This window comes from Nocardioides sp. Root190 (genome assembly GCF_001428565.1).
In the GTDB taxonomy this organism is placed as follows: domain Bacteria; phylum Actinomycetota; class Actinomycetes; order Propionibacteriales; family Nocardioidaceae; genus Nocardioides.
Map to the genome: position 1 here is coordinate 170747 of NZ_LMIA01000011.1, position 17641 is coordinate 188387.

The following is a 17641-nucleotide window of genomic DNA, read 5'->3' on the forward strand; positions in this document are numbered from 1 at the left end:
GCGCTATGCAGCTCGCTCGTGGCCGGCGATTGGCGTGGCGATGTACGCCGCTCATCGCCGACGGGTCGGTGGCGTTCGGCGATCGCCAGTCGGCCTTGACCAAGGAGGATCCGCCTTGTGGGATTGGCGAACCGTGGAGGTGTCGAGGGGCGAGGGCGGGTCGATCGGGATCTCGAGGCGAGACACGATGCGGTAGCGGAGGTCGCGTGCGGGGTTGTTGCCCAGCGGCTTCTCTGCGACCAGCCCGCGGGTCGCGGCTTCGACGTCCTGGCCTTGCTCGTGGGCTTGCTGCAGCATTGCCGCGGTGACTGGCCAGTCGCCCTGCTCGAGCAGTCGCGGGTCGAGCTCGCGAGCCAGCGGCGCCCACCGCTCGGACGGGGCCATTCCGGCCGCGGCCGCGAGCCGTGCGCGAACCTCGCTGCTCTTGTGGAGCTCGGCCAGGGAGGCCTGGCGCGGGTCGGCATCCCAAGTCTTGACCGCGTCGCGCAGGTCGCGTCGCGCCTGCATCTGCGAGAGCTGTAGGCGGGCCCGGACCTGGTTGACGCCCGGCTCCCAGGAGCGGCTGGGTCGTGCCGAGATGACCCGAGCGGCGGCCAGCTGTGCTTGCTCCTGGGCGAGGTTGTCCAGCCGCTCTGTGAGCAGCTGGTCACCCAGCGAGCGGAATGCCGGCTGGCCACTGGCCACCGCGGCCGTGAGCGCGGCGGGCCCGCGCTGAGCAAGCAGGTCGGAGGGGTCGAGGCCGTCGGGGAACCGCGCGAAGCCGGGATCCATGCCGTACGGGGTGAGCATCCAGAAGTCCCGCTCGGCCGCGACCTGGCCGGCGAGATCGGCGTCGGTGGCCACGATCGGATCGCGTCCGATCAAGGCCAGTTGGGCGGCCTGCTCGTCGGTCAGGGACGTGCCGAGCGGCGCCACGCCGAGGTAGAGCCCGTGACTGGCGATCGTGACGGCGACTGCGTCCATCGGGCCTTCGACGATCACCGGGATCGCACCTTCGGCGAGCAGTTCGTCGATGACACCGAACAGCTGGGCGCCCTTGTGGAACAGCGGGGTGTCGGCTGTGTTGAGGTACTTCGGTCCGCCCTTGCCATTTGTTTGGTCGGCGTCGGTGAGGTCGGGCCGGAGGCGGCCGACGAAGCCGAGCACCTCGTGTTGTCCGTTGTTGTCGTGGATCACGGGGAACATCACCCGGTCGCGGAACCGGTCGATGAGGCGACCGGTCCTGGCCTCCGTGGCGACGCCGGTGGCCATCATCTCCGCGTCGCTGACCCCGCGGCCGCGCAGGTGGTCGACCAGGTTGGTCCACCCGGCCGGCGCTTGGCCGGGACGGAACCGCTCGTTGCCGGCGAGGTCGACGCCGAACCGGCTGGTGAGGTAGTCGCGGCCCCACGAGCCCGATGGTGACTGGAACCGGGCCTCGAAGAAGGCTTGTGTCATGTCGTTGATCTGCAGCATGCGCTCACGTGAGACGGGGGAGGAGTGCCAGTCGTCGGCCCGCTGGTACATGAGCCGGAGGTCGGCGTCGGTGAGGCCCAGTTGGCTGCCGCTGCGGTCGCGGATGTAGGCGGCCAGCGTCAGGTCGGGCTCGACGAACTGGTCCTCGTCGACGTCGACCAGGTCGCCAGCGACGACGTCGACCAGGTCGCCAGCGACGACGTCGACCAGGTCGCCAGCGACGACGTCGGCCAGGTGCTTGTCGGGAGCGTCGACAAGGTGCTCGTCGTACGGGACCGGGTCGTCGGCGAGCGGCCAGTCGGCCCAGTCGGGGTCGGTGGCGTGGTCGACGAGCGTTGCCGGGTCCGGCTCGGTCCCGTCCCACAGGTCTGCGGGCGGCTCGTCGAAGGCGTGCGCGTGCGCGTGCTCGTCGGGGGCGGTCTCGAGTGCGATCGAGGTCCGCCACACCAGGGCCTGGCACTCATCAACCCCATCGAGCGGGTCATCCCCGCCGTCGCTCGCCCGATCCGCCTGGGCCCGCCCGGCGCCCAGCAGGGCCTCGACCTGCCAGCCGCGCTGCACGCCGTGGTCCACGTTCGCGACGAGTGCGGGCCACCAGATGCTCGCCTGGATGCTCGCGGCCCGCTCGGGACCGAACAGATCGGAGAGGCGCGGAGCCCAGTCGGTGGTGACGCTCTCGCCGTGGGAGCCGTCGCCGATCTGGGCGGCAACGGCCGGGGTGAGTTGACGGGCCATGCGCCACCACACGGCCGCCGCGGCGTGCTCGTCGGGCAGCGGCCCGGCCGGGTTGTCGGGCGCGGTCGCCGTGCGGAGCAGGTCGTGGGCGGTGACGCCGGCGCGCGACATCGCGGCGAGCCGCTCGGCCAGGAGTGGGGTGAACTCGTCGTCGCGGACCTGCGGGGCGAGCAAGTAGAGCAGCTGGCGCCATTCCTTGAGCGCCGGCGTGTGATCGCCGGTGACCGACCGGTTGAGGCGTCGCTGCCATGTCGCGGAGGCCTTCTGTAGCTGCGGTGCACCGGTCGGGCGGCGGTCGTCGACTGGGACTTGCATGGCGGCCCGCCAGACCTCGACGTTGGCGATCGTGGCGGGTTCGGGCCGCAGGCCGTTCTGCGCCCACGCCGGCAGCGCCCCCTTCTCTGTCTGGTCGGTAGTGCGGGTGCGGACCTGGTCGGCGACCTGCTCGACCAGGTGTGCGCGCTGGAAGAGGTAGGCGCCCCAGTGCGGGTCCTCAGCCAGACGTGTGGGGATCGCGGGCATCCACGGCAGCGGTCCGGCGCCGGCGTTGCGCAGGCCGGACGCGTCCAGGCGCCAGTCCAGGACCGCGGCACGGTCGTGCGCGCTCCCCAGCTCCCGGTCGCCAGCGGACGCCCGAAGCGCGTCGACGGGGTTCTCGCCGGCCGCGCCGAGCAGCAGCAGGTGGGCTCGTAAGGTCGGCCAGGCAGCCTCGTCGGCGAGTCCGGGGACCAGCGTCTCGACCGCGTTGTCCAAGGCGTCGACCGCGTTGACCGGGGCGCCGTCGATGCCGGTGATCGTGTCGTGGCGCAGCAGGTCCTCGGCCGCGACGTAGAGGCTGTCGAGGTAGCGCTGGGAGGCCTCGCCGAGCCGGATGGCGGGGTCGGCCTGCTCACGGACCAGGCTGGTCGCGGACCGCGGCGCGTCGTCGCGGGCCAGCACCTGTTCGAGGATGTCGGTGGAGGTGAGGGGCCGGACCAGCGTCGGGTGGATGACCGAGTGCGGGTCGCCGTCGCCGACCACTTCGAGGTAGACGTGGTTCGCGTGCGCACCGCGGGTCATCATCGTGTAGAGCTGCTGGCGCGACTCGGTGCCGGTGGCCAGGCCGTGCATGCTGTCGGCAGTGACGCCTTGAGCGGTGTGCACGGTGCACGCGTAGCCGAGCTCGGTGGCCTTGGCGACGTAGTCGGCGGGGAGCCGCACGATGCGCCCGTGCCCATTGCGACCGGTGTGTTGGACGGTGAGGTCGCCGGCGTCGTGGATCTCCAGGACGTTCCAGCGGTCACCGTTTTTCACCCAGTCGGTCGCCGAGACTCGCAGGCGGCGGTCGTTCTCGCGGGTGATGATCAGCTCGCCGATCGAGGCTTCGTTGCCGTCGGCGAGCCGGCGAACCGGGCCGTTGGCGAGAGGGCTGGGTGGGTCGGCGGCCGCGATCTCTTCGAGGCGGTGGGCGCGGGCCTGCTGGTTCAACTGGCTGACCAGGTCGCGGGTGGGGGCGAGCATGATCGCATCGAGCCCCTCGGCACGGTCGGACTGCCAAGCGGTGAAGACGTTCTCTGTCATGGTGGCCAGGTCGCCGACGTGGACGCGGTCGCGGTCGAGGTAGAAGCCGAGCGCCTCGGTCTTGCCTTCGCGTAGAGCGAGAGAAGCGGCGCCCTCGGCGGGGTCCTTGAACCGGACAAGTTCACTCAGTTGTAGGGCGCCGTGGGTGGCCTGGATGTCGCGGAGTACGCCGCCGGCGCCGATCGCGGAGAGCTGCTGGTCGTCACCGATCAGGCGGACGCTGCCGCCGCGCTCGAGGATGTAGGCGACCGCGGTATCCAGCGAGAGGGTGTCGGCCATCCCGGCCTCGTCGATGACCACGAGGGTGGAGGAGTCGATGTCGGCGACCCAGTCGGGGAGCGGAGTGCCGGTTTCGCGGGCCTCATGGAGGGAGTGGGTGAGTTTGGCGAGGGTGTCGGTCTGGGTGTCGATCTGAGAGCCCACCTGGCATTCGATTGAGGACCGCAGGGCGTCGGCGGCCGCGGCGGAGGGCGCGAGTCCGATGATCGTTCCGCCGCCATCAGTCCAGGCGCTGGCCAGGGCGCGCATCGCGGTGGTCTTGCCCGAGCCAGCCGGTGCGATCGCCAGCTGCAGCCGGGCGCCGGAGGTGGCCATCTCGCGCACCAGCGTGGCCTGTCCGGCGTTGAGGGTGATGCCGTTGGCGGTCGACTCCAGCAGCGCCAGGTCAACCGATGAGGACTCAACGGCGTACCCGTCGTGGAGGCCGGCGGCCTCAACCAGGCGCTGCTCGGCAGCCAGTACCTTGCTCGAGGTGAACAGATGGACGCCGCCCACGGTGTAGACCGAGGAGCCGTCGACGCGGCGGAGTTCGTCCGGTTCGATGATGGAGTCGAGCGGCTGAGTGATGCGGACGGACTGGCTCTCGAGCACGTCTTCGACGAGCATCGTGACCACCTGATCGACCTGGTCGGAAGGCACACTCACGGTCCGGACCTGACGTTGGGCTTCGGCGTAGACGTGCCAGTACTGCCAGGTGGACCGGGCGCCTTCCATCGTCGCGAGGATCCGGTTGGTCGTCTTGGCGAACCGTGCCGAGTCGGCCCGCGGTGCGCCGGCGCCCTTCGGGTTCAGCGCCTGGTCGATCATCTTGTCGATGCGCTGCGGGGTGCCGAGTACGTCGAGTGCTTCGCGGTGCCAGGCCTGACGATGCTCGTCTAGGGTGCGCGGTTCGTGCTTGGCCTCGCGGGTTTCCAGGGTCGCCTGCTGAGACAGTTGGATGGTCTCCACGGGCGTTGGGGGACGGCCATGGGTGGCCTGGAAGGCCGTCGCGAGTTCCTTGCGGCGCGCCTCGACGCTGGCGCGGCGCTTGGAGAAGCGGGTGTTCAGTTCGGGATCGACGCCGGTGATCTCACGGATGGGGCGCTTGCGGGCATCGATGTTCGGGCGCTCGGCGAACTGGACGCCGAGCGCCTCGGTGAGGTGTCGCTCGAGCGCGGTGTTGTAGGTCTCTGAGGCGGAGACCTTGGCCTTGAACATGAGCCGGCCGTCGATAGCCAACCACTTGCCGGTGCCGTCGGGGGAGAGGGTCTGGACCTTGTTCGCCACGGCGACGTGGGTGTGCAGGTCGGGGTCGCCGGCGCGGGAGTCGCGGTGGGTGAACGCGGTGGCGATCAGGCCGCGGACGTTGACCTGGCGGACGCCGTTGGTGCCTTCGCGGGTGAAGAGAGCCTTCTTCTCGATGAAGTCCAGCGCGTCTTTGATGGCCGCCTGGTGGCAGCGTTCGATCACCGCGGCGGTCTTCGGGTCGGAGATCGCCCACAGCACGGAGACGCTCTTGACCGGGGAGAAGGTCAGGTCGTAGCCAGCCACCGCGTTGGTCTTCGGGCGGGAGTGCTTGGCGATCGCGGCGGCCAGCTCGCGGGCGTCGGCGGGGTCACGTCCGTGCTCGGCACGGAAGAACTCGGTGCCGACTTCGGTGCGGGCCTTGGCCCGGTCAGCAGCGGGGACGGGCCAGTCACCGGGCAGGCCGGCGGCCTCGTTGATGGCCGCGATCCGTTTGGCGACCTCGATCCGGAACGGGCTGATGTCGTTGTCGTAGACCTTGTAGGGCGTGCCCAAGCGAACGGCCTTCTTGTAGTCCGCCTTGGTCGGTGGGTCGACACTGACTTCGACGCCGGCCTCGCTGACCGGGCGGCCGATGCGTAGGTCCAGTTCCTTGGTTCGCTGGGTGGCCAGCGGGTGGTGGCCGGAGCCGAACAGGCTCTGCATGTGGTCGGCGGTGACGATGTCTCCGGCGTCGAGCCCCTCGAGTCCCTCCATGCCGGAGCCGACCCATACCCCGGGGGTTTCGCCCTTCTCGGTGTAGTAGCTCGCGAGCCCGGTGTGGCCCTTGTCGGTGGCATCCATCGCTGCGACCTGACGAGTCAGGTAGTCGTACCCCGACCCCGCGGTCAGCTTGTGGAGGCTCATCGTCACCCCCAACAAGGGGCCGAAGCGCGTGCGCTGCGATCGAAATTCAGACGCCAACCCGGGCGTTCGCCGTGGTCAACCTGGAGTGGACACACGGGTGGCTGTACCGGGAATGCACTAGGTGTGTGGCACTTCGTCGATCTCAAAAAGTTGGGGGGACGCTGAACGAGGTCGGTGAAGGCGAGGCGTACGCCTTTCTACGGCAGCGGGTGACTGGGATCGCAGGGCTGATTCGCGCTGGTGCGAAGACAGATCCGTGGCATTCGTGATCGCACAGAAGCCGGGCGGTGTCCTAGGTGACTGTCAGAGCCCCAGGTGGGCTTGCCTCGGAGACAAGTGAGGACCGGATGAGTCAGCAGACCATCAGACAGCAGGCACGGCGTACGGCACGCGAGATGGCCGACAAAAGACGGACTGAACGCGCCGAACGCGAACGGAGGGTCATCGAACTCGCCGAGCAGGTCATGGTCGCGATCGGCGAACGAGACGCGGCCGTGTCCGAAACGGAGAACCGCGCCGGGGCGGCGTTGCGAGGGCTGACCGAGGTGGAGGGCCTGTCGTTAGGCGAGGCCGTCGAATGGTGCGGCGAGTCCCTGACTATGCGTGAGGCCAGGCGGCTGCGGCAGTTGGACTTCACTGACGAGCCAAGCGCAGCGGCAGGCACTCACCCTGGGGGAGCAGGTGCGTGATGGACCTGGTCGTGAATTCACCGGATGAACTGCTGGCCGCGGTGCCGCACCTCCTTGGGTTCAACCCCGAGGAGTCGATCGTGCTGCTTCCCCTCCATCCCGGGTTGCCGGTCACCCGCGTCGACATGCCGAAGTCGACATTGGACCGGGAGAAGGTGTGGAACGCACTGAGCGGTCCCTACGGTCGCCACGCCCGCCCCGGTGCGCGTGTGGCAATTCTTTGCTTCACCGAAGGCCGCCTCTTCGCACGGTTGGGCAGCGAGGACCTGTCTGACCGTCTTGCGGGTCTGGGCATCACTACTCACCTCCGGTTGTGGTCCGATGGCGATCGCTGGCGAGAGTTCAACAGCGGTGCCACCGGCTCGCACACGCATGCGGCTGCCGAGCGCATCGCTGCTGCGGCCGTGCTGGCCGGTGTCGCCCAGCCCGCAGTCAGCCGGGCAGCCCTCGTGGCCTCCCTGGTCGGTAACCGGGCACCAATTGCCCGACTGATTCCTGCGGCGCGAACCGCTGCAGGGACCGGGCGCCCGGAGGCGGAGAACGAGTGGGCACTAGGCCGGCTCGACCAGTTCCACGCCGACGGCAACCGACTCTCAGATGCCGACGGTGCCCGGATGCTGGTGGCCCTGGAAACGCTCAGCACCCGTGACGCGCTATGGGACGACGTCGGTGCCGAGAACACCAGCGCCCACGTAGCAATCTGGAGTGATCTCACCCGCCGCAGCCCCGACGAAGTTCGCGCAGCACCCGCGTCCCTGCTCGGCTTCGCCTGCTGGATGCGCGGTGACGGTGCGAAGGCGTGGTGTGCGCTCGATCAAGTTCCAGCCGACCCCCCGTATCCCATGGCGGCAGTAGTTGCCTCGGCCCTTCGGGACGGCATTCACCCTCGAGAGTGGCAGCGGCACCAGACCCAGCTGCGTGACATGGCCCGCGAGGTTGACGAGTCCTTCGTACCAAAGCCCATCGGTCGTCCTCGCGACCAGTTGCGCACCCAGCCGAACTCCGATCGACCGGCCCCGGGGCGCTGAGGAGACACCGCAATAAGCAACGACGATGAGTGCACTCGGCGCTGCGCGTGGCCAGGGTTGGTCGGACCGTGCAGGGACCTGACGCGGTCAGGTCTGTTTATCCGGTGGACAAGCAACTGAGGGAAGGATGGCCATGGACGACCGAGTGTGACGAATGCTACATTCGCTTATCAAGCGCTTGCTTGAACACTGGAAGGTGCGCCTCTCTAGTACTCACGCCGTATTCGGCAGCTCGACGAGTTGCCAGTTCGCTAAGGAGAAACCCGCATGACACGTAGCTACCGATCGAGCGTCACGGGCGTTCTCGCGGCAGTGATCCTGACATTGACCGCCGCCTGCGGCGGCGGAACGGAAGGCGGCGAAGGTCCAGAGGGGCCGCCGCAACAGGGGGGAAAGCTGACCTGGCTCATGACGGGTGACGTCTCAGTGCTGAACCCCCGAATCATCACTGGTGCATTTACTCCCCAGTTCGCCGCGCTCTACGACAGTTTGATCCAGATCGATCCGCGCACCGGTGAACCGATTTTTCGTCAAGCGGAGTCGGTAGTGCCCAACGAGGACAAGTCGGCATGGACGATCACGCTTCGTCCCGGATTGACCTTCTCTGACGGCACTCCCTTCGATGCCGCAGCAGTCAAGTCCTGGTGGGATCACGAACTGGTGCCCGCCAACGCCTCCCCGGTGCTATCGACCCTGGAGAGTTTCAAGAATTTCGAGGTCGTTGACGACCAGACTATGACCGTCGATGTCGGCTACCCACGCGCGGCGTTCTACAACGACCTTGCGTTCACGTCGTTGGGAATGATCCCGTCACCGACGATGGTGTCCTCGGCTGGCGACGCGTTCGGTTCGAGTCCCGAGACTTTCGCAGCGGCCGGGCCGTTTGTTTTGAAGGAGTGGGTCCAGGGTGACCACATGTTGCTCGAAGCGAACGAGAACTACTGGAACGAGGGCAAGCCCTACCTCGACGAGCTTGAGTTCAAGACCAGTACGGACCCCAGCACGAATGCCGATGCGATCGCAAGCGGCTCCGCCGACATGGCCTATCTGCCGTTTCCAGACCCAGCGCAGGAGCGGGTGGTCGATGCGGGCGGTCAGCACATCTCCTTGCCCAACGATCAACAGGTCATCATCACGTTCAACGTTGCCAAAGCACCATTCGACGACGAACGGGTTCGTCAAGCGTTGACCTTGGCGACCGATCCGAAGGACATCTCCGATAAGGCCCAGTCTGGTCTTGCCAAGCCAGTGACCACGCTTTTCCCTGAGGGCTCAGTCCTTTACGACGCTTCAGTGATCCAAAAGACCGACGACCTTCCTGCTGCGCAGACGCTCCTTGACGAGTACCTCGCTGATAAGGGCATCGACTCCATCACTGGATCAGTCCTCACCCCCGACAACCAAACCGCTGACCAGGTCTCTGCGCTGGTGCAGAACTGGAACCGACTCGATGGGGTCGACATCAAGATCGACAAGAAGACCGTCGCCGCCTTCGTCACTGCGCGCTCGGCGAGCGACTTTCAGGTCACGATCGGATACTCCGCTCAGCCGGGGTACTTCGTTGAGGAGTGGCTGACCAAGTGGTCGACCGACGGTTCCGGCAACGTCCAGAACTACTCTGATCCGGAGTTGGACGCGCTGCTCGAGGCCGGTCGAGGCTACGCAGATCTTGAGGACCGCAAGGAAGCTCTCAACGAGATCGGGGCCAATCTCCTCTCCCACGCGGCATTCATCGGCCTCACCTATGCCGAGCAATCCGTCCTCGCAAGCAACAAGGTCAAGACCGAAACGATGGTCAATCCCGGGGTTCCCGATCCGGCTGAGGTGTGGATGGCGAACTGATCGTGTCCGCGAACACTGGCGGCGGAGTGACTGACCGCTCGGCGCCTCCGGCTATCCGCGGAGGGCGCACGCGGGTACTGATCTGACCCGGGCCAGTCGGCTGGACCGGCGGGCGCATCCAATGCGCCGCACTCAGTGATCTGTAGGCCGTCCGCTCCTCGCGGGCGGCCTACAGGCGTGCCATGTCTTCCGACAATCCGGGCTGTGACGCCGAGGAGGACGACTCGCGGCGTACGCCCCCTTCAACGCGGAGCGCGCGCTTCGTAACCAAGGTGGGCTTCGTGTCGGGAGCCGTTGTTTCACGGGGGCTGGTCGCGCGGTTAGTCAGCCGCTGCGGCGTAAGTCGCCGAGCGCACCGGATCTGCAGTTGGCGCTAAGTCGACCGAATGTGGACCTGAATCCCTGATTCAGCTTGCAGCAATCAGGCCAGGCGCGATAACCGGTGCGCCTCTTCGAGGAGTAACCGTCCCAGCATCGGCTGTCGTTCAGGTCGGAATCGCTGCTCGACTCCGGTGATGGTCAACGCCCACTCGGGGCGGCCGGATTTGTTGAACACGGCCGCTGCCATGCCCCAGGAACCTTCCACGACGTGGCCAGGATTGAGTGACCAGCCAGATTGGCGGGTGGCCTCAAGGCGCTTGCGGACTTGATCTTCCGAGTGCTGCAGGCCCCACGGCTCGGTGAGATCGGCGCGGGCAAAGAATGCCTCGACATCGCGCTCAGGGAGGTGCGCGAGGATCGCGAGGCCCGCAGAGACTACGCCGAGCGGAAAGCGTGCGCTCTCGTGTAGCACGTAGGAGCGGATGGGGAAGGCGCCGTCCTCGCGAAGGAGGACGACGGTCTCGTCTCCGCGGCGGACCGAGAAGAACGCGCTCTCGCCCGTCTCCCGCGCAAGGCGATGCACGCTCGCCCGTGCCTCGCTCGTCAAGTCGTACCGTGTCGCGGCGGCGATGCCGAGGACGTAGGTCTCAGGGCCGAGGTGCCAGCGGCCGTCGGTGGTATCGCGATCCGCCAGACCTTCCGCCGCAAGCGCCTCGAGCAGTCGATGCGCGGTCGCACGGGGTAGCGAGGTCGCGGTCGCGACCTCGGTGGTCGTTCTGCCGGACTCGTGTTGGGACAGGGCGCGCAGGAGCGCGGCGACCTTGTCGACCACACCGGATGTTCGTGCCTCGTCGTTACCCATGCCACATCCACTGAGCGGACGTCGACGCCCGGTTGCATCCGGTTGGCGGCCACTTCCTTGACTGGACTGCGAGCCGCGTAGAGAAAGGAGTTATCCGCTGAGTCTACGACCAAGGCAGTGACCATGACGATGACAGTTTCTTTCGCCAAAGCGAACGTCGGAGCCGGGTCGTGACCCGGCTCGTCGGCTACGACCGTGTCGTCACGGACGACCGCGTCCATGTGGTGATCACGCTCGACTCGGACCGCAACCGCAACGCCCTCTCCGCCCAGTTGCTGGAGGAGCTGCGGCTCGCGCTCCAAGCCGCTGCCTATGACGACGCACTCGCCGTCATCCTGCGCGCCGAAGGGCGGGCGTTCTGTGCCGGGGCTGACCTCTCGGAGGCCTATCGCGAGGGGATGGAGACCACCGCGCATCGGCTGGCGGACTTGATCCGGATGATCCTGGCTCACCCACTGCCGATCGTGGCCCGAGTGCACGGCCCCGTGAGGGCCGGAGGTCTCGGAATCGTCGCCGCCTGTGATTTGGCGGTGGCGGCGGATGACGTGACCTATGCCTTCACCGAGGTCCGACTCGGACTGACTCCGGCCGTGATCTCGCTCAGCGTGCTGTCACGGATGGACCCGCGCCAGGTGGGCGCCTCCTTTCTGACCGCCGCGACCTTCGGTGCCCGGAGGGCCCTGGAGAGCGGGTTGATCACTCACGCCGTGCCCTCCGACCAGCTCGACGACACTGTGCACGACCTTGTCGGGCGCCTGACGGCCGGAGAACGCCAAGGACTCGAGGCGACTAAACGGTTGCTGAACGCTGATGCGTTGATGTACCTCGATGACCGGATGGAGGGCGCGGTTGCGCTGTCCGCTGAACTCTTCGGCTCCGATATCGCGCGCCGACACCTAGCTGCGTTTGCACACTGACCAGCGCCACGTGAAGGGCGGGTGGAGGGATCGACCGGGCCGAGTGTGCCTCCTTCGACATCCCGCCAGGGTTTCGGATGGGAACCGGACGAAGGCGAAAAACGACCGTTGAGGTCGGCGAGCGAGTCGGCCGGCCAGCAACCCGCTGAAGCCGGTCGATCCATCGGGGATGGACGTTCGACGAACTCAATGCCGCCGGAAGCGGCGCATGTGATCGCGATCGGTGAAGCCGACGGCCCGGGCTGGTTGGGCGCGGTTTGCGGTGAGGTTCCGGTCAACCGGATGCGGCGCCCGGGCGTCACGGCGGTCAGAAATGTCGATCCGCGCGATCCGTTTCGTTCGATGACCGACCGCGCAACCTCGATGGGTCCGGCCCGACAAGTGGAGTCCAGCAGAGTGGTGTACGACGGACCTGAGTGAGCGCGTGCCTCCAACGTAGGCGCGGCCACCGGGTGAATCCTTCGAGTGATCTCTCACAACCAACTCGAAGAAGGACACCAACGATGACCGCTGTGCCCAGTATCGACCCTGCCCGCTTCCTGAACGAGCAGCTGGCCCAGGCGAGCCCTGATCTGATGCGTGATCTGCTCACCACGTTCGTCAACGCGCTGCTCGGTGCCCAGGCCGATGCGGTGTGTGGCGCCGGCTATGGCGAGCGATCCGAGGATCGGGTCAACTCCCGCAACGGCTACCGCCACCGCGACCTCGACACCCGCGTCGGCACCCTCGACGTCGCGGTCCCCAAGCTCCGCACAGGGAGCCTGTTTCCCGAGTGGCTGCTCGAACGCCGCAAGCGCGCCGAACAGGCGCTCGTCTCGGTCGTGGCGACCTGTTACCTCCTCGGCGTCTCCACGCGGCGGATGGACAAGCTGGTGCAGACCCTCGGCATCACCGGCCTGTCCAAGTCGCAGGTCTCGGTGATGGCCAAGGAACTCGACGAGCACGTGGCTGAGTTCCGCACCCGGCGGCTCACCGACGCCGGCCCGTTCACGTTCGTAGCCGCTGACGCGCTCGTGCTGAAGGTTCGTGAAGGCGGGCGCGTGGTGCCGGTCCATGTGCTCGTCGCGACCGGCGTCAACGCTGACGGGCACCGCGAGATCCTTGGCGTGCAGGTCACCTCCAGCGAAGGCGGGGCCGGCTGGTTGGCGTTCTTCCGCGACCTCACCGCCCGCGGCCTGTCCGGGGTCAAACTCGTCACCAGCGACGCCCACGCCGGACTCACCGCAGCGATCGCCGCGACCATCCCCGGCGCCGGCTGGCAGCGATGCCGCACCCACTACGCCGCGAACCTGATGTCCGCGACCCCGAAGAGCTCGTGGGGTTGGGTCAAAGCACTGCTCCACTCGATCTACGACCAGCCCGACGCTGAGGCGGTCCACGCGCAGTTCGACCGCGTCGTCGACGCCCTTCACGAGAAGCTCCCCGCCGTGGCCGAGCACCTCGAGAACGCCCGCGCCGACATCCTCGCCTTCACGCCGTTCCCCAAGGAGATCTGGCGACAGATCTGGTCCAACAACCCCCAAGAACGCCTCAACCGCGAGATCCGCCGCCGCACCGACGTCGTCGGGATCTTCCCCGACCGGGCCAGCATCATCCGCCTCGTCGGCGCGGTCCTGGCCGAGCAGCACGACGAGTGGGTCGAGGGCCGCCGCTACCTCGGACTCGACGTCCTCGCCCGCGCCAAAGCCATCGACACCGCACCCGTCGTCGAGGAGGTGACCGAACCCGAACTCCAGGCCCTTACGGCCTGACCAACACGCCCAACCGGAGGATCAACTTCGTACACCACGCCACGGGACTTGACCGCCCGACATTTGCCACATTGCCACCGCAGACAGAGGCCCTCGCGGGCGGTTACCTCGGTCCGAGCGCGACGTGCGGCAGCGCCCGGGCGTCACGACGACAGCCCCCGACCGGGCGTCGAGCTCGGTCGGAGGCCGCATCTGACTCTGGTGGTCGCGAATCAGTCGAACGTGAGCACTGCTTTGGTGACCTTGGCGTGGTGGACGTCCTCCAAGGCGTTGTTGATCTCGGCGAACGGGTAGGTCGTGATCAGCTGGTCGAAGGGGAAGCGGCCTTCGCGGTAGAGATCCAGCATCCTGGGGATGAACTCGCCGGGAACTGCGTCGCCCTCGATCACACCGATCAGGGTGCGCCCGAACAACAGATGCCCCTGGTCGAGGGTGATCTCGTTGGGCAGGCCCTGGAACCCGACGGAGGCGCACACGCCCGGCGTCTGCAAGCACTCCAGGGCAGCGCGCACGACCTGAGGCAGGCCGATGCAGTCGACGCTGTACTGAGCGCCGAGACCACCGGTGATCTCTACGATCCGAGCCGCCGGGTCCTCCTTCGAGGAGTTCACGGTGTGGGTGGCACCAAGCTCACGCGCTCGCTCGAGCCGGGCGTCGTCGAGGTCCACCGCGATGATGGGCTCGCAGCCGGCGGCCTTCGCGGCAAGCACGGCAGCGAGCCCGACCGAGCCCACGGCGAACACGGCGATGGATGAGCCCGGGTCGGGATCCAGGGTGTTGAGCACGGCGCCTGCACCCGTCTGGATGCCGCAGCCCAAGGGGCCGAGAAGCTCCAGCGGGACGTCGTCGCCCACGACAACGCAGTTGCGCTCGGTGGTCACCGAGTGCGTGGCCCACGAGGACTGTCCGAACCATGCGCCCAGGACGGGTTCGCCGTCAGCAGCCAAAGGCGTGCTTCCGTCAATGCGTGCGCCGATCAGGTTGCGCGGGATGAATTCGCGGCAGTGCATCGGCAGTCCCCGGGAGCAGACGTCGCACTTTCCACAGAAGGCGTACGACAGAGCGACCCGGTCGCCGACGGCTACCGTGGTGACGGAGGCGCCGATCTCCTCGACGATCCCCGCGCCCTCGTGACCCAGCACGATGGGCGTCTGGCCCTCGCCGGGGGCCCCGATGACCCCGATGTCGGTGTGGCAGATCCCGACACCGACGATCCGGACCAGGACCTCGTCGTCGTTGAGGGCGCCTGTTTCGACCGATTCCAGGGTCAGGGGGCCGTTGGCGGTCCGGAGTACGGCCGCGGTTGCATTGGTCATGGAGATGTTTCCTTCGGGTCAGACCGCGTTGGAGCGGTCGCGGGTGATGGTCTGCCAGTTGGTGTACTCGTACAGGCCGTGGAGGGAGTTCTCGCACCCGATGCCGGACTGCTTGTGTCCGCCGAAGGCCTGGTGCGGCGAGTACTGGTGGACCTCGTTGATCCAGACCGTGCCGGCCTCGATCTGCCGAGCGATGCGCTCAGTCGCTTTGTCGTCGCGGCCCCAGACACTCGCACCGAGGCCCCAGATGGTGTCGTTCGCGCGAGCGATGACATCGTTCTCGTCACGCCACTTCAGCAGCGGAAGGATCGGACCGAACGGCTCCTCGGTGACCAGCTTCGAGTCCTCCGGCGGGTTGTCCACCAAGGTCACCGGCACGAACCAGCCCTCCTGGCTCTCGTCGATCTCGCCGCCGAGCGCGAAGGTGTGGCCCTTGGCGTGGCAGTCGGTGAAGAACTCCTTCACCTTCTCGAACTGCGGAGCGTTCTGGATGGGGCCGAGGTCGGTGTCGGCCTCGGCGCCGTTGCCCACCTTGACGGTCCGCGCGAAGGCGACGAGCTCGTCCCGAACCGCGTCATAGACGTCCTCGTGGATGTAGAGCCGCTTCGACGCGTTGCAGAACTGCGCGTTGTTCTGGAACGCCGCCCAGAAGAGCTTCGGAGCGACCTCGGCAGGGTCAACGTCCGAGAGGACGATGGCAGGGTCGTTGCCACCGAGCTCGAGGGTGACGCGCTTGATGGTCGCTGCAGCGGACGCCATGACATGGCGACCGGTCTCGGTGCTGCCTGTGAAGGCGATCTTTGCAATGTCGGGGTGGGCGGAGATCGCCTTGCCGAGCTCGTCGCCTCCGGTCACCACGTTGAAGACCCCCGGCGGGAGGAGGTCCTGCACGATCTCAGCGAGCTTCAGGCTCGTGAGCGGGGTGAAGGGGCTCGGCTTCACGACGATCGTGTTGCCGGCAACGAGTGCGGGTGCGATCTTCCAAATTGCGAGCAGGATGGGGAAGTTCCAGGGCGTGATGGCGCCGACAACCCCCAACGGGGTGTAGCGGGTGACCACGCGACGCTCGCCGTCGTCGACCAGTGTCTCCATCTCGAGGCGCTGGGTGGCGATCTCCCTGCACCAGATCGCAGATCCGTAGACCTCCCACTCCGCGCCCGCGCGTGGCTTGCCCTGCTCGCCGGTCAGGAGAGCCATGAGCTCCTCGGCGTGCTCGTCGATGCGGTCTCCGATGGCTGCCACGGCTGCCTGTCGTTCAGCGATGGGCGTGGCCGACCAGCCGACGAATGCTCGGGCAGCAGCCGCAACCGCGTCGTCGAGTTGGGCCAGGGTGGCGTCCGGCGCTTGGGCGATGACCTCGCCCGTGGCAGGGTTGTAGACGGGGAATGTGGTGTCCGCAGCGACCTGTCGGCCGTCGATCGTCATCGTCCATGAATCGTCGAAGTTGGCTGCGGTTCGGGTGACCTCGGTCAGGGTCATGTGTCCTCCAGTGATGTCCGTGCCGGCACCGGTGCCGACTCCTCCACCGTAGGAATCGGCGCCGCCCCTCAACTGTGTCGATGTGACACACACCACGGGCGATGGCGAGGCTCAGTACCGAAGTCCGAGGGTGCGCATCCTCCGGTAGAGCGTGCTGCGTCCCATTCCGAGCTCCTCGGCGACGTGGGACTTGTTTCCCTTGTGCCGCTCCATGCTCTCCGAGATCAGCTGGACCTCGGCTGCTTCCAGTGGACTCAGCCTGCGTGAGTTCCCGCTCTCGCGCGCTGGCGGCGCGACGGCAGAACCGCCACGCGGGATGGGCAGAGCGCCCATGACGAAGATCTCCACGACGAATGATCCGGGGGCGCCGTCGACGGGTATCAGCCGCGCCTCGGCGGGGGCTTCGTCGATGTCAGTGGACACTGTGGTCGTCCATTCTCGGTTCTTGTCTTCGGGTCCGAGCCGGCACAGCTCGCGAAGCTCAGCGGCGGCCGACTCGCCGACCCACGCGCTGGCCCGACCGTTGGCTAGGACGATGTCGTGCCCGATGCCGAGGACGACGTGCCGGCTTCGTGCTGCTCGTGCCTGGTACGCCGCCAGCAGGCGGACGTGGCTGGTCGGGCTGGAGAGCAGGAGCTGGCCCTCGATGGCACGAGTGGCTGTCACCACCAGGGCTCTGAGCACGCCTTGCGAGTCCTGTGCGATGCCGGTGATGTCGAGAACGCCCTCGAGGGTCCCGGTGATGGGATGCCGGATCGGATGTCCGTAACACCGGAACCGTTGCAGGCGGTCGAGGTAGTGCTCCTCACCGACGACGAACTCGCCCCGTCCCGTTTCGAACACGGTTGCGATCGCGTTGGTGCCGCTGTACTGCTCGCTGTACACAGCACCCGGCACTGCTGCAACGCTGTCGAGAGCGCGCCCGACGGCGAGTGCGCTGAATCGGCGCAGGACGATTTGTTGCTGGCGGTCGGCGAGGAGCAGCCCGACCTCGGCGTCGGCCAACTGCTCGGCGAGGTCATCGATGACGGGTGCTGCCGCACGGACCAACCGGCTCTGCGTGTCGGCGTCCACCACGGGCGCCTCGACGTCGCCGTCGGGGCGCAGTCCGCTTCTCGCGACACGCGACCATGACGCCGCGATCGCGCTCCGAGTGGCGTTCAGAGTTTCCATCGTGCTCCTCGCCGACAGTTGGTTGCCCATCGTCCGAAACCGATCCCCCCGGGGTCACCTCCAAAAGGGGGGTGATGTCGCCACCTTCGCGCGGTTAACATGGA

10 protein-coding genes are annotated in these 17641 nt (G+C 67.4%); 5 read left to right on the top strand and 5 right to left on the bottom strand.

Going from position 1 to position 17641, the window contains the following annotated elements:
• Positions 1-51: 51 nt before the first annotated feature.
• Entirely contained in the window at positions 52-6159 is a 6108-nt protein-coding gene (mobF, locus tag ASE01_RS18005) for a MobF family relaxase (protein ID WP_082606215.1), read from the bottom strand.
• A 347-nt stretch (positions 6160-6506) separates the two neighbouring features.
• On the opposite strand from mobF, the gene ASE01_RS18010 reads away from it, so the two are divergent.
• The 3 genes from ASE01_RS18010 (at position 6507) to ASE01_RS18020 (ending at position 9718) form a co-directional block, all read left to right on the top strand.
• Positions 6507-6848, top strand: coding sequence for a hypothetical protein (locus ASE01_RS18010; protein WP_056755517.1), 342 nt, complete (start codon positions 6507-6509; stop codon positions 6846-6848).
• A complete protein-coding gene (locus tag ASE01_RS18015) occupies positions 6848-7876 on the top strand; it encodes a DUF4192 domain-containing protein (protein ID WP_056755519.1) in 1029 nt (342 codons plus the stop codon). Before ASE01_RS18010 ends, ASE01_RS18015 begins: the two co-directional genes overlap by 1 nt.
• Positions 7877-8143: 267 nt before the next feature.
• The gene (locus ASE01_RS18020) at positions 8144-9718 is read left to right on the top strand and encodes an ABC transporter substrate-binding protein (protein WP_082606194.1); all 1575 of its coding nucleotides are present in this window, start codon (positions 8144-8146) and stop codon (positions 9716-9718) included.
• Between the two features lie 421 nt (positions 9719-10139).
• Here ASE01_RS18020 and ASE01_RS18025 read toward each other — a convergent pair whose 3' ends face one another.
• Positions 10140-10901 (bottom strand): IclR family transcriptional regulator, encoded by a 762-nt coding sequence (locus tag ASE01_RS18025; RefSeq protein ID WP_056755528.1) that lies wholly within the window; start codon positions 10899-10901, stop codon positions 10140-10142.
• A gap of 170 nt (positions 10902-11071) precedes the next feature.
• Here ASE01_RS18025 and ASE01_RS18030 point away from each other — a divergent pair, with 170 nt between their 5' ends.
• Both ASE01_RS18030 and ASE01_RS18035 read left to right on the top strand, forming a co-directional pair.
• On the top strand, positions 11072-11818 hold the full coding sequence (locus ASE01_RS18030) for an enoyl-CoA hydratase-related protein (protein WP_082606195.1): 747 nt from the start codon (positions 11072-11074) through the stop codon (positions 11816-11818).
• A gap of 503 nt (positions 11819-12321) precedes the next feature.
• A complete protein-coding gene (locus ASE01_RS18035; protein ID WP_056755531.1) occupies positions 12322-13569 on the top strand; it encodes an IS256 family transposase in 1248 nt (415 codons plus the stop codon).
• 212 nt (positions 13570-13781) lie between these two features.
• Here the strand turns inward: ASE01_RS18035 and ASE01_RS18040 are convergent, their stop codons facing one another.
• The 3 genes from ASE01_RS18040 to ASE01_RS18050 all read right to left on the bottom strand — a co-directional run bounded on the left by ASE01_RS18040 (position 13782) and on the right by ASE01_RS18050 (position 17537).
• Positions 13782-14885, bottom strand: coding sequence for an NAD(P)-dependent alcohol dehydrogenase (locus tag ASE01_RS18040; protein WP_056755533.1), 1104 nt, complete (start codon positions 14883-14885; stop codon positions 13782-13784).
• Positions 14886-14903: 18 nt separating this feature from the next.
• On the bottom strand, positions 14904-16364 hold the full coding sequence (locus ASE01_RS18045) for an aldehyde dehydrogenase family protein (RefSeq protein WP_056755536.1): 1461 nt from the start codon (positions 16362-16364) through the stop codon (positions 14904-14906).
• Between the two features lie 111 nt (positions 16365-16475).
• Positions 16476-17537, bottom strand: coding sequence for a helix-turn-helix domain-containing protein (locus ASE01_RS18050; protein WP_162260312.1), 1062 nt, complete (start codon positions 17535-17537; stop codon positions 16476-16478).
• Between the last annotated feature and the right edge of the window lie 104 nt (positions 17538-17641).